This window comes from Flavobacterium shii (assembly GCF_025847235.1).
In the GTDB taxonomy this organism is placed as follows: Bacteria; Bacteroidota; Bacteroidia; order Flavobacteriales; family Flavobacteriaceae; genus Flavobacterium; species Flavobacterium shii.
The window spans coordinates 246,585-260,234 of record NZ_JAOZEW010000001.1 but is presented as its reverse complement, the minus strand read 5'-3'; the positions used below and the strand labels follow the sequence as shown (position 1 = coordinate 260,234).

At 33.6% G+C, this 13,650-nt stretch carries 9 protein-coding genes; 6 read left to right on the top strand and 3 right to left on the bottom strand.

The window, feature by feature from the left end; translation table 11 throughout:
* Window positions 1–207: 207 nt before the first annotated feature.
* Window positions 208–2,139, top strand: a complete 1,932-nt coding sequence (locus OIU83_RS01105) for an amino acid permease (RefSeq protein WP_264204437.1) — start codon at window positions 208–210, stop codon at window positions 2,137–2,139.
* Window positions 2,140–2,469: 330 nt separating this feature from the next.
* Here the strand turns inward: OIU83_RS01105 and OIU83_RS01100 are convergent, their stop codons facing one another.
* Window positions 2,470–3,672 carry an aminotransferase class I/II-fold pyridoxal phosphate-dependent enzyme gene (locus tag OIU83_RS01100; RefSeq protein ID WP_264204436.1) on the bottom strand — a complete coding sequence of 401 codons (1,203 nt, stop codon included), beginning with the start codon at window positions 3,670–3,672 and terminating at the stop codon, window positions 2,470–2,472.
* A 480-nt stretch (window positions 3,673–4,152) separates the two neighbouring features.
* Here OIU83_RS01100 and OIU83_RS01095 point away from each other — a divergent pair, with 480 nt between their 5' ends.
* Both OIU83_RS01095 and lpdA read left to right on the top strand, forming a co-directional pair.
* Complete coding sequence (locus OIU83_RS01095) at window positions 4,153–4,611, top strand: Lrp/AsnC family transcriptional regulator (RefSeq protein WP_264204435.1); 459 nt, start codon at window positions 4,153–4,155, stop codon at window positions 4,609–4,611.
* Between the two features lie 771 nt (window positions 4,612–5,382).
* On the top strand, window positions 5,383–6,786 hold the full coding sequence (gene lpdA / locus OIU83_RS01090; RefSeq protein ID WP_264204434.1) for a dihydrolipoyl dehydrogenase: 1,404 nt from the start codon (window positions 5,383–5,385) through the stop codon (window positions 6,784–6,786).
* Window positions 6,787–6,926: 140 nt separating this feature from the next.
* Here lpdA and OIU83_RS01085 read toward each other — a convergent pair whose 3' ends face one another.
* Both OIU83_RS01085 and OIU83_RS01080 read right to left on the bottom strand, forming a co-directional pair.
* Window positions 6,927–7,304 (bottom strand): DoxX family protein, encoded by a 378-nt coding sequence (locus OIU83_RS01085; RefSeq protein WP_264204433.1) that lies wholly within the window; start codon window positions 7,302–7,304, stop codon window positions 6,927–6,929.
* A 191-nt stretch (window positions 7,305–7,495) separates the two neighbouring features.
* Window positions 7,496–8,401 carry a DUF4349 domain-containing protein gene (locus OIU83_RS01080; RefSeq protein ID WP_264204432.1) on the bottom strand — a complete coding sequence of 302 codons (906 nt, stop codon included), beginning with the start codon at window positions 8,399–8,401 and terminating at the stop codon, window positions 7,496–7,498.
* A gap of 209 nt (window positions 8,402–8,610) precedes the next feature.
* Between OIU83_RS01080 and OIU83_RS01075 the strand changes: the two genes are divergently transcribed.
* From OIU83_RS01075 to OIU83_RS01065, 3 genes are all read left to right on the top strand, one after another.
* A complete protein-coding gene (locus OIU83_RS01075; protein WP_264204431.1) occupies window positions 8,611–9,897 on the top strand; it encodes an anthranilate synthase component I family protein in 1,287 nt (428 codons plus the stop codon).
* A 75-nt stretch (window positions 9,898–9,972) separates the two neighbouring features.
* Window positions 9,973–11,280 carry a tRNA lysidine(34) synthetase TilS gene (gene tilS, locus OIU83_RS01070; RefSeq protein WP_264204430.1) on the top strand — a complete coding sequence of 436 codons (1,308 nt, stop codon included), beginning with the start codon at window positions 9,973–9,975 and terminating at the stop codon, window positions 11,278–11,280.
* Entirely contained in the window at window positions 11,280–13,385 is a 2,106-nt protein-coding gene (locus OIU83_RS01065; RefSeq protein ID WP_264204429.1) for a protein-disulfide reductase DsbD family protein, read from the top strand. The genes tilS and OIU83_RS01065 overlap by 1 nt, the downstream gene beginning before the upstream one ends.
* Window positions 13,386–13,650 lie beyond the last annotated feature (265 nt).

The window sequence follows — 13,650 nt, the reverse complement described above, 5'->3', positions numbered from 1 at the left end:
AAAATGATTTGTCACAAGCAATAAAGATCAAATACTAAATTTTAAGAGGTTGTTTTTTTTATTATATAGGGTATTAATAAAAAGTCAATCAAATGCGTTACAAAACAAATTCGTTTTATATATTTGAAATCACGATAATTTTTGCATTATTTGTAAAATAAAAGCAAAAAGTTCGAAAGAAATTAATTATTAATAGCAAATACATATATGTCATTTTCAAGTCTATTTCGAAAAAAAACTGTTCAGGATATTTTAAGTCAAGTCGAAAAAAATAATGCTGATGGTCATGATGCCTTAGGAAAACATTTAACAGCACGTGATTTAACCGCTTTTGGAATTGCTGCGATAGTAGGTGCCGGTATTTTTAGTACTATCGGTAAAGCTAGTGCCGATGGTGGACCAGCAGTTATTTTCTTATTCCTTTTTACAGCCATAGCGTGTAGTTTTGCTGCTTTTGCTTATGCCGAATTTGCTTCGATGGTTCCAGTTTCGGGAAGTGCTTATACCTATTCTTATGTTGCTTTTGGCGAAATAATAGCCTGGGTCATTGGTTGGGCATTAATAATGGAATACTCGGTCGGGAATATAACTGTCGCCATATCGTGGAGTGATTATTTTACGGGACTGCTTGCCAGCGGAGGAATTCATTTGCCGGAATGGGTACAAATGGATTATCTAACGGCTTCGAACGGATTTAAAGACGCTACAGCATTAATGCATGGCGGAAAATCATTCGAAAATCTAGAACCAGCCTTACAATCGGCATATACAGCATGGACAACATCACCTTTAATTGGTTCATTCCATTTTGTTGCCGATCTTCCTGCTTTATTGATTATTATCTTAATTACCGCATTGATTTATCGCGGAATGAAAGAATCTCGTAATGCGAGTAATATCATGGTTGTTGTAAAATTATGTGTCGTACTATTGGTAATTGCTGTTGGTGTTTTTTACGTAGATACTGCCAATTGGGATCCTTTTGCACCAAATGGTGTTACGGGAGTTCTTAAAGGAGTGTCGGCAGTATTCTTTGCCTATATAGGTTTTGATGCAATATCTACAACTGCCGAAGAATGTAAAGACCCACAACGTGATTTACCGCGAGGGATGATGTGGGCAATTATTATTTGTACCGTTTTATACATTGCAATTGCATTGGTACTTACCGGAATGGTGAGTTATAATCAACTTAATGTTGGAGATCCTCTTGCTTTTGTATTCAATAAATTAGATTTAAAATGGATGTCGGGAATTATAGCAGTAAGTGCTGTAGTGGCTATGGCAAGTGTTTTATTGGTTTTCCAGATGGGGCAACCACGTATCTGGATGAGTATGAGTCGCGATGGATTATTACCAAAGCGTTTCTCTAAGGTACATCCTAAATATAAAACACCATCTTATGCTACTATTGTAACTGGTTTTGTGGTGGCAGTTCCTGCTTTGTTTTTGAATCTTACAATGGTTACCGATTTATGTAGTATCGGAACTCTGTTTGCATTTGTATTGGTTTGTGCAGGAGTTTTAGTTTTACAAAATAAACCAAATATTCCAAGAGGGAAATTTAAAACGCCGTATATAAATTCAAAATTCATAATGCCTGTTTTATTAATCATCGGGTTGGTATTTTCTTTTGGATACAACAAGAAAGCAACAATGAGTTTTATTAACAATGAGACTCAAATTAATCAATCGGCAGATATTATTACATCTTTAGATAAAAATCATACTAAAAAAGTATACGATTATTTAGTAAGCATTGATCCTAAAAATGCTACAACCGAAAAACCGGATTTAGAAGAAATATTAAAACAATACCAAAAAGATGAAGCCAAATATGCAAGCGTAATTGCAGGTTTGCCTGTTGCAGATTCTATTAAATACGAAAGTGGTTTAAGCTTATTCAAGCATAAAATCCCAATGTGGATTTTCTTAATCGTATTGGTTGGATTAACCGTTTGGGCTTTCAGACAAAATTTATCTCTGATTCCATTATTAGGTTTAATTTGTTGCTTGTATATGATGGCAGAATTAAGCGTTTGGAACTGGATTTACTTTACAATTTGGTTACTTATAGGTCTTTGTATTTACTTTGGCTTTAGCCGAAAAAATAGTAAGCTTAATATAGCGAATTTATAGTCTCTGTATTTAGTTACAGTCTCAGTTTTCTGTTTGAGCAAATCGTGGCTAACTAGATTTCAAAATCTAAAATAAAAATCCGTTCTGAAACTTATTCAGAACGGATTTTTATTTTTAGTTCCAGTTTCAGTTTCCAGTTTCAGTAAAAAGTAGCAAGATTTCAAAATATAAGAAGTCTAGTATTCTAAGTCAGTCTAAAAATCTAAGACAGTCTAACAATCTAAGAAGTCTAATTGTAAAGCAAAAAAAATCCGCTTAGAGAATTTCTCCAGCGGATTCAAACAAAAATTAAAAATTAAGCAAATTTATTTATAAAGAATTGTTTCGTTTTTATAAAACCCCAAGCTCGACCATGCAGGCTTTCATCATCTGATAAGTTCTCTCGATGTCATTGTCCAATCCTATTGAGAATCGGATTAAACCATCGGTTAAACCCATTTCGGCTTGTTCCTCTAGCGGAATTTCACTAGAAGTTGAGGTTCCCGGAGCGCTAAATAAGGTTTTGTAAAAACCTAAACTTACCGCCAAATATCCCAAGTTTCTCGCTTGCATCAACTCCATTAATTCATTGGCTTTAGCCAGGGAACCAACGTCTATTGTAAGCATTCCACCAAAACCATATTCAGGATTAATCATCGTTTTGTATAACTCATGGCTAGGATGACTTTTTAAACCAGGGTAAACGGTTTTAAGACCAGCTGCTTCAAATTTATCTGCTAGAACATGCGCATTATGACTGTGTTGTTTAATACGAATGTGTAAGGTTCTCAGGTTTTTCATCACACTAGCCGAGCGCAAACTATCCATCGTAGGGCCCAAAAGCATACTTGCACCACTATTTACATTTTTTAAGCTGTTTATGAATTCTTTAGAGGCACAAGTTACACCACCAATTGTATCACTACTTCCGTTAATGTATTTTGTCAAACTATGAATCACGATATCAGCACCCAATTTTGCAGGCGAAACCGATAAAGGTGAGAACGTATTATCAACAACCAATTTTAGGTTGTATTTTTTTGCAAGGAGCGCTAAACCTCTAATATCCGCAACCTCGAGTAAAGGATTACTTACCGTTTCGCAGTATATAACCTTAGTTTCCGGAGTAATTGCAGCTTCCACCACATCAAGTTTTGTAATATTTACAAAAGTTGTTTTAACCCCCAATCTAGGAATGAAATTCTTTAAGAAAGCATATGTTCCGCCATATATAGTACGACTCGAAACAATATGGTCACCAGCACTGCATAATTGCATTAGCGTAGGCGTAATCGCCCCCATTCCCGAAGCCGAAACATTTGCCGTTTCCGTACCCTCCATAGCTGCAAGAGCTTGGTCTAAGTATAAATTACTAGGCGACGAATGGCGGGAATACAAATAACAGCCTTCCATATTTCCTTCAAAAGTGTCAAACATTGTTTTTGCCGAAAGAAAAGTATACGTCGAAGAATCAGAAATCGATGGATTTACACCTCCAAATTCTCCGAAGTATTGTAAATCCTGAATACAGTTTGCTGGGCTGAAATTTTCCATAGGTTTTTGTTTTAAGTTTTAAATAATAGATTTAGGGAATTGAAATAATAAAAACTTGTGAGCAGTTTTTCTTTGTAATTTATAACTAGTATGTTTTGTGTAGGTTTAAACATATATAAAGATACATTTAATCTAGTTAAAACAATGTAATTAATTAATAATCAGTAAATTAAAAAAAAAATAGCTTTAGTTTTTATCTGTATTTAAGAAGCTATTCCCGCTATCCGCTATATCTTTTTCTTGAAACCCTTCCTCCGTCAGGATATCAAGAAAAAGGATGCCGCTACTATCGAGGCTATGAAACCCGAGTACACCATAAATCATATCCAAAATAATAACAAATAAGAATAAGAATCAATTAGAAGTAATATATTCAGTTTATTAAACTATTATAGTTGGTTTGTATAGATTTATTGTCTAATTTTATTTTTAAATAAGATTTTAACAGATTATTTTTCACCCAATCTAAACCTACCTACTATGATATTAGATTCTACCGATAAAAAATTATTATTGTTACTACAAACAGATAGTAAAAAAACAACCAAAGAACTATCTCTAAAATTAAACCTTTCGGTAACGGCAGTTTATGAGCGAATTAAAAAACTCGAACGAGAAGGGATTATTCATAAATATGTAGCCTTAATCGATAAAGCCAAAATAGAAAAGGCGTTTGTAGTTTTTTGCCATCTCAAACTCATTCAACATACCAAAGAATTTTTAACCAAATTCGAAAGCGAAGTAATTCTCTTAAAAGAAGTCTTAGAGTGTCATCATGTAAGTGGAGATTATGATTATATCCTGAAAGTTCTGGTAAGAGACATGGAAGCGTACAGAGAATTTCTTGTTACCAAACTCACAACACTACAACATATAGGTAGTACGCAAAGTACTTTTATGATTAGTGAGGTGAAGAATACAACGGTGATTTCTTTTTGAGGTTTTCTTGAAGGTACAAAGCTTCAGAGTGACAAAGGTTCAACGGTTTCTTTTGAAGGGGCTAAGGTTCTGATATTATGAGGTTTATGTTTTTTTTTTTAGTTACAAAAGGTTTTCTTAAAGGTTCAAAGGTTCAGAGCGACAAAGGTTGAAAGGCTTTACTCTGCGTCTTAGCGAGAAACACCACAATCTTGTCAGGCTGAGCGGAGTCGAAGTCCCGTACAGTTTTTCGACTTTGCTCATGATAAATTTAGTCGAAACCCCGCTCCGCCCTTCGACTCTGCTCAGGAGGACAACGTTCGTGTGATAAAATCAGCTAAAATCTTTCGAATCTGCGTGAGATAAAAACGTTGTGATTCTTTGTGGCTTTTTTTGTGAAACTTTGCGAAATAGCTTTTTCTTAGGAGCAAAAGTTCAAAGACTTCGGGTTGTGTGTAAAACATGCGTCGTCTCTACAAGTAATAGGTTTAATAATGTGTAATCCTTCGACTCCGTCTCAGGGTAACAAAATTAAAAAAAAAGAAGATTAAGAAGTATTTACTCTACACTTTGCGTCTTCGCGTCTTTACGAGAGATTTTTCAAATCAACAATCTTAAATCAACAATCTGCGTTTTCTGCTAAAACTGATAGAAAATTTAACATTTTTATGTATTCATTACAATAAGTTTTCCATACTTCCAGAAATCCTGAGAAAAAACTCAAACTTTAAACTTCAAACAAAACTTAATTCCTTAATTTTGTATCGCTAAAAAATAAAAAATCAAAATACTATGAGTTCATTTGACGTAGTCATTATAGGTTCAGGTCCCGGCGGATATGTTTCGGCAATTCGTTGCGCACAATTAGGTTTCAAAACAGCTATAATCGAAAAGTACAATTCACTTGGAGGAACATGCTTAAATGTAGGATGTATTCCTTCAAAAGCATTATTGTCATCTTCACACCATTATGCAGAAATCAAACATTTTGCAGATCACGGAATTGAAGTTTCAGGAGATGTAAAAATCAATTTAGAGAAAATGATTGCTCGCAAACAAGCGGTTGTAGACCAGACTGTTGGTGGGATTAATTATTTAATGGATAAAAATAAAATCACTGTTTTTAATGGATTAGGTTCATTTGTAGATGCTACACATATAGCAATTGCAAAAGAAGATGGAACATCTGAAACTATCGAAGCTAAATACACAGTTATTGCAACAGGTTCTAAACCTTCGTCTTTGCCTTTTATCAAAATTGATAAAGAAAGAATCATTACTTCTACAGAAGCATTAGCATTGAAAGAAGTTCCAAAACACCTTGTTATTATTGGAGGTGGAGTTATTGGTATCGAATTAGGACAGGTATATTTACGTTTAGGAGCACAAGTTTCTGTAGTAGAATTCATGGACAGAATTATTCCTGGAATGGATAGTTCTTTATCTAAAGAATTAACTAAAGTATTGAAAAAACAAGGAATGAAATTCTACGTTTCTCATAAAGTAAAATCAGTAGAAAGAAACGGCGATGCTGTTGTAGTTCAAGCTGAAAATGCAAAAGGAGAAACAATCACTTTAGAAGGAGATTATTCATTAGTTTCTGTAGGGCGTCGTCCATACACAGACGGATTAAATGCTGATAAAGCTGGAGTAAAAATCTCAGACAGAGGACAAGTTGAAGTAAATGACCATTTACAAACAAATGTTCCTAATATCTATGCAATTGGAGATGTAGTTCGTGGAGCAATGTTAGCTCACAAAGCAGAAGAAGAAGGAACAATGGTTGCTGAAATCTTGGCTGGACAAAAACCACATATCGATTATAACTTAATTCCGGGTGTAGTTTATACTTGGCCAGAAGTTGCTGCTGTAGGACAAACAGAAGAGCAATTAAAAGCTTCGGGAGTAGAGTACAAAGTAGGAAGTTTTCCTTTTAAAGCATTAGGACGTGCAAGAGCAAGTGGAGATTTAGACGGATTCGTAAAAATTCTTGCTGACGCTAAAACTGATGAGGTTCTTGGTGTACACATGATTGGAGCGCGTACTGCCGATTTAATCGCAGAAGCTGTAACAGCAATGGAATTTAAAGCATCTGCCGAAGATATTTCTAGAATGAGTCATGCACATCCAACATTTGCAGAAGCAATAAAAGAAGCTGCTTTGGCTGCAACAGATAACAGAGCATTACACGTATAAAAACGTTGTAGGTATGTATATGCACTGCAGTGCATATAGCAACGTATATTAAAATAATAACCCGACAATTAATAATTAATTGTCGGGTTATTTGTTTTTCTGTAGAGACGCACCGCAGTGCATCTAAAGTAATGTATGTATTACGCTGTAAAAACTGTTTTGTAATTATCCCAATATCTGTAGATTAAAAATAGATTTCCTAAAAACAATAAGGCTGCAATAGGTAAGTGCTCCGGAGACATAAAATAATTAATGAACAATATGTTTATAGTAATCGGAAGAATTAAAATATTAGCCAATGATACAAAGCGACCGGTTACAAAGGCAATTCCACAAATCAATTCTATTGATTTTGCCAATGGCATTATATAAGTTGAAGCTACAAGTCCCGAATTAAAGGCTTTAAAATTATCGTTGGCCGCAGGTTCTGCCGGCATTAGATGGAAAAAAAAGCTGATAGAAGCAAAAAGCAGTAGAAGACCAATTAATGTTCGGATAATAATAGTGGCGATTTTCATGATATAGATGATTTTTATAGGTTAAAAATTTACAATTTCTGATATAAAATAATCTTCTTTGGAATAATTAAAAAACGAGATTAATTATTAATTTATTATGAATTATATAAACTATTCTTGGGTGTTCTGGGATTTGTTTAGTGCTATATCAAATATAATGATTTTTACGCTATAAATAAATACATCGTTTCTTATAATTTGGACTGATTTTTAACATATTTTCTATAAAGGAAAAATCCTCCGGTACCGATCAAAATAAATGGCCAAAGATTTAAGAAAAAGACAATTATTCCTTGTAGGATGTACCAACCGCTTTTTAAAGCGTCTATAATCTCGATGCCAATATTGGGTTTGTAGGTGTTATTGTCTTTGTTGCTCGCAACTACTTCTTGTTTTAAAGATTGGTTTTGATATAATTCTAATGTAATAGTGCTGAAATTAATTTGATCTTTTAATGCTATATTCTCGATTTTGTTGGAATCATTTTGTTCTTTTTGTGCTGCAAGAGTATTCTCGGCATTCATTACATCATTTATTTTCTTGCCTTTAGTATCAATAGCATTTTCAATTCGTTTATGATTTTCTACGCTTCTATTCTGTGCAAGTTGGTTGGACAGGAGTTTTAACGAAACATCGTCGGCTTTGATAACGCGGTAATCCAGGAAATCAATTTGTTTAGCGATTGTTTTTATAACTGTATCAAGTTGCGTATTGGGAACACGAATTATAATGTTATTTATTACAGAGTATTTAGTAGTTTGCAAAGTACTATCCTGACTTATTTTGGTTTGTATTTCATTATGAATTGTACTTTGTAAATTGGTGTAAGTAACAAAACCTCCAAATTTTACTGTTGCGTTTTCAATTGCATAAGTTGATTTTGCCACATTTTTAACCTTAAATTTAATATCGGCGGTTCGAATAAATTTATGGTTAGTATCTTTCTTTTCGACAGCTGCCGATGATGAAATAATATCGGTTGTGTTTTTGGATGAATCAGAGAAGGAGTCTTCTCTGGATGCATCTGCTTTTTTGCAGGAAAATAATAATGCGATGATTACTACTGTAGTCATGCCAAGTTTTGCAATTGTTTTCATAGGAAATTGATGTAATTATAGATTAATAAATGGATTACTTAATAGGGGATTTTTTTTTAAAGGGTAAAAGTAGTTTTGTCTCAATAATCGTATCAATTTTATAAAATGGTTATAAAGTGGTGTAATAAAAAGCGTGCCAATATTTTTTGAGATTACTTTATCGAAGGAATTTTTTTGTCGTAATTTTGACGGATAAAAAAAATAATTTTTTGAGAGTTTCAATTCACAAGTATATTTCAAATCCTGCAGCCTTTAAACAACAACTTTTAGTTTGGGCACAACAATTTCGGGAAGTCACTTTTATGGATAGTAATTTGTATCCGCAAGAATATTCAAGTTTCGACTGTATGCTTGCAGTGGACGCTTTTACATCGATAAAAACCGATTTTTATAATGCATTCGAGGATTTAAAACAATACCAACAAACGACCAAAGATTGGCTTTTTGGTTATCTTACCTATGATTTAAAAAATGGTATCGAAGAATTACAATCTACTAATTTTGATGGATTAGAATTTCCAGATTTATTTTTCTTCCAGCCAAAAAAAATATTTTTACTAAAGGGAAATCAGCTCGAAATTCAATATTTATTGATGTGTGATGATGAGGTCGAAGGAGATTATGAAGAAATTGTAGAAAGTAAAAAATCAAAAGACGAAAGTCAATCGAATCTTCTCATTAAGCAACGAATCTCAAAACAAGATTATATTTCGAAAATTAATACTGTTTTGGAACATATTCATCGTGGAGATATTTATGAAGCCAATTTTTGCATGGAATTTTATGCAGAAGACGCAACTATAAACCCTCTGGGAAAATTTGAGAAACTTAATGAAATTTCTCAAGCTCCATTGACAGTTTTTTTTAAAAATCACAAACAATTTTTACTATCGGCTTCGCCAGAAAGATATATTCGTAAAGTAGGAGATCAGATCATTTCGCAGCCAATTAAAGGAACTTCGAAACGGTTTGTAGATAAGATTGAAGATGAGAACTCCAAAAATCAGTTGGAAGCAGACCCAAAAGAACGTGCCGAAAATATCATGATTACCGATTTGGTTCGAAATGATTTATCACATACAGCGCAAAAAGGTTCGGTAGAGGTGGTAGAATTGTGCAAAATTTATTCTTTTTTGCAAGTGCATCAAATGATTTCAACGATTACTTCAAGACTAGATTCTCAATATTCGCCAATCGATGTTTTAAAAACAACATTTCCTATGGGAAGCATGACGGGTGCGCCAAAGATTTCGGTAATGAAAATCATTGATCAACTGGAAGAAACCAAACGCGGCTTGTATAGTGGTGCGGTAGGTTATTTTACACCCGATGGAGATTTTGACTTTAATGTTGTTATCCGAAGTATTTTATACAATCAGGAAAAAGAATATATTTCGTTTTCAGTAGGTAGTGCTATTACAACACAATCTGTTCCCGAAAAGGAATACGAAGAGTGTTTGCTCAAAGCAAAAGCAATGCAGGAAGTACTGCAGTAATTAACGGATCTATTTTTGTATTTTTATCCCGTTACTTTATAAAACCAAACCATCATAAAAGACGTAAATTAAAACATGCTTCAGAAGTTTAAAAATCATATTATTCGAACTTTTCCTTTTTTAGAAAAAAAGAAACTGTTACTGGCAACAAGCGGAGGTTTGGACAGTATGGTTATGGTTCATTTGTTTGGGCAGCTGGATTATGATTTTGCTATAGTACATTGTAATTTTCAATTACGTGGATTGGAGAGTTTTGGAGATCAGGACTTTGTTAGTGCTGCTGCAGATAGTTTAAAACGTCCCTTTTTTATTACGCAGTTTGATACCGAAGCTTTCGCCAAAGATTATAAACTTTCGACTCAGGTTGCAGCACGAGAATTGCGATATAATTGGTTTTATGAGCTTTTGGAGACAAAAGGCTATGACTATATTTTAACGGCACATCATGCCGATGATAATCTGGAAACGTTTATAATTAATTTAAGTCGAGGTACAGGATTAGAAGGGTTAATTGGAATTCCAGAGCAAAATGATATGCTTATTCGTCCGCTTTTACCATTTTCAAGAGAAGAAATAAAACAATATGCCCAAGATAATGCTATCGAATGGCGGGAGGACAGCAGTAATGCATCTAATAAATATTTGCGGAATAAAATTCGCCATGATTTAGTTCCGGTTTTAAAAGAAATAAACCCTAATTTTCTTGCTGCTTTCCAGAAGACACAAGAGTTTTTGCAAGAAGCGCAAATTATGGTCGAAGATGCTTCGATTATGGTGTATCAGCAAGTTGCGAAGGAGATTGGGGATGAAATTCATTTTGATTTAAATCAGTTAAAACGATTAACAAATTATAAGTCGTATTTATATCAATGGCTTAAAGAATATGAATTTTCGGCTTGGGATGATATTTACGAATTGGTTGAAAGCCAATCGGGCAAACAAATTTTTTCATCAGAATACCGATTGATAAAAGATAGAATAACATTAATTTTAAGCCCAATTCCTGAAGTTCAGCAAGAAGAATTTTATATAGAAATTAACGATCAAGAAGTTAATTTTCCCTTAAAAATGGCTATTTGTAAAGTAACGGACATTTCCATACCTTCAAATAAAGCTATATTTGTCGACGCCGATAAAATAAAATTTCCTTTGCTTTTGCGAAAGTGGAATGAGGGTGATGTTTTTCTTCCATTTGGTATGAATGGGAAGTCTAAAAAAGTAAGTAAACTTTTTAAAGATGAAAAATTATCATTGATAGATAAAGAAAACACATGGATTTTGTGTTCGGATAATCAAATTGTTTGGGTTGTAGGAATCAGACAAGATGAGCGTTTTAAAATAGAAAATACTACAGAAAATATACTTAAAATAGAATTACAATAATGAAATCAACTAATCAGTTACACGCCTTACGATCAAAAAAAATCTGGAATAATACGATTTTATTTTTATTATTTTTCTTATTTGCTTTCGCGAAAGGGAATGCACAAATACTAGAACCAGTAAAATGGACTTCTAAAATAGAAAAGAAATCTGGAAACAATTTTGTATTGATTTTTGATGGAACAATTGAGAAAGACTGGCATTTATATTCGCAGTTTACTCCAGAAGGAGGTCCGCTTGCATTAGAAATTGCTTTTAAAAATCAAAAAGGAAATTATAACTTGGTAGGTAAAGCCAAAGAAGGAAAAACCAGAACAGCTTTTAATGATGTTTTTGGAGTTAATGAAACTTTTTTTGAAGGTAAAGCACATATCGAGCAAGAGATTACAATTACAAATCCTGCTGTAAAAACAATTGAAGTTGAATTTGATTTTCAGGTTTGTAAAGAGGTTTGTATTAACTTAAATAAGAAGTTTTCTATTGCGCTTCCTGCTAATTTTAAAATGGATGCAGATGCTGCAGCCGCTGCTATTGTTAAGGCAGATGAGGTTGTAACTGATCCTGTAGATGCTTTGGCTGTTGATACTACAAAAAGTATGGTAGGAACGAAGGATATGGAAGTTGCAAAAAATCCTGCAGACGTAGTTTCACCTACTTCCGATATGCCAGATTCAACTCCGCAAAGAAGCTTGTGGTCTATATTTTTTATTGCATTTTTATCTGGTTTTGCAGCATTGCTTACGCCATGTGTATTCCCAATGATTCCTATGACGGTTAGTTTCTTTACGAAACAAAGTAAGAGCAGAGCAAAAGGAATTAGAAATGCTATTATATATGGGTTTTCGATTATTGCAATTTATGTGATATTAGGTCTTATAGTGACCAAAATATTTGGTGCAGATGCCTTGAATGCTCTATCCACAGATGTTTGGTTTAATTTAATCTTCTTTGTTATATTAATCATTTTTGCGACTTCATTTTTAGGAGCATTTGAGATTATGTTACCAAATTCGTGGGCAAATAAAGCAGATCAACAAGCAGATAGAGGTGGGATAATTGGAATATTATTCATGGCTTTGGCTTTGGCAATTGTATCATTTTCATGTACTGGTCCAATCGTAGGAACCTTATTAGTAGAAGCGGCTTCAAATGGAGGAATTGCTCCTGTTATTGGAATGCTGGGTTTTTCATTGGCTCTAGCCTTACCGTTTATGCTATTTGCAATGTTCCCGGGATGGTTAAATTCATTGCCAAAATCGGGTGGATGGTTAAATACCGTAAAAGTTGTTTTAGGATTCCTGGAATTGGCTTTGGCATTCAAATTTTTATCAAATGCAGATTTGGTTCTACAATTGCACTTACTGGAAAGAGAAGTTTTCATAGCGATCTGGATTGCGATTTTTGGAGCTTTGACATTATATTTATTCGGCAAAATTTCATTGCCTCACGATAGTCCTTTGCAGCATATTTCGGTAGGTCGATTGTATTTAGGATTGCTTACTTTAGTTTTTACTGTGTATTTGATTCCTGGACTTTGGGGAGCGCCATTAAAATTAATTAGTGCTTTCCCACCACCACCACAATATAGCGAAAGTCCATTTGGAGTAGGAGGGTCAAGTAATTCAAGTGCTGGTTTAGAAAAAGGATTACCTGATGGGGCTGAATTAGGGCCTCACGGAATTATGGTTTTTCACGATTATGAAGATGGATTGGCTTTTGCTAAATCAATCAATAAACCGATTATGTTAGATTTCACGGGTTATGCTTGTGTGAATTGTAGAAAGATGGAAAACAATGTTTGGTCGGATGAGAAAATATTGCCAATCTTAAAAAATGATATTGTACTGATTTCTTTATATGTTGATGATAAGCGTGAATTACCTGCCGATAAGCAATATGTAACAGCTGCTGGAGATAAAATTATTACAGTTGGTGATAAATGGACCGATTTTATGATTTCTAAATATAAAACCAATACACAACCGTTGTATGTTTTAACAGACTTAGAAGGTAAGAATTTAAATGTTTCTAAACCTACAATTAGCTATGTTGGCACAGATGAATACTTACATTGGTTAAAAGAAGGAATCTCAAAGTTTAAATAATTAAATGAAGTTTCTTGATTTTTTTAATTTAATAATTAGTGGAGCATTTGCATTGGCTGCTTTTTTATATTATCGGGCACATAAGGATAATATAAAGACACTAAAAGAAAAATGGGGAACAAAAGGAATGCCGCTTTGGAGTAGAAAAATTAAAGCTTTCATCATTATTTTTTTTCTGATAGTTGGTAGTCTGGTTTATTTGTTTTCTTTTATAAAGGTTTTGAAAATAGTTATTTTACGCGAATTGTTATAAAAAAAAGCACCT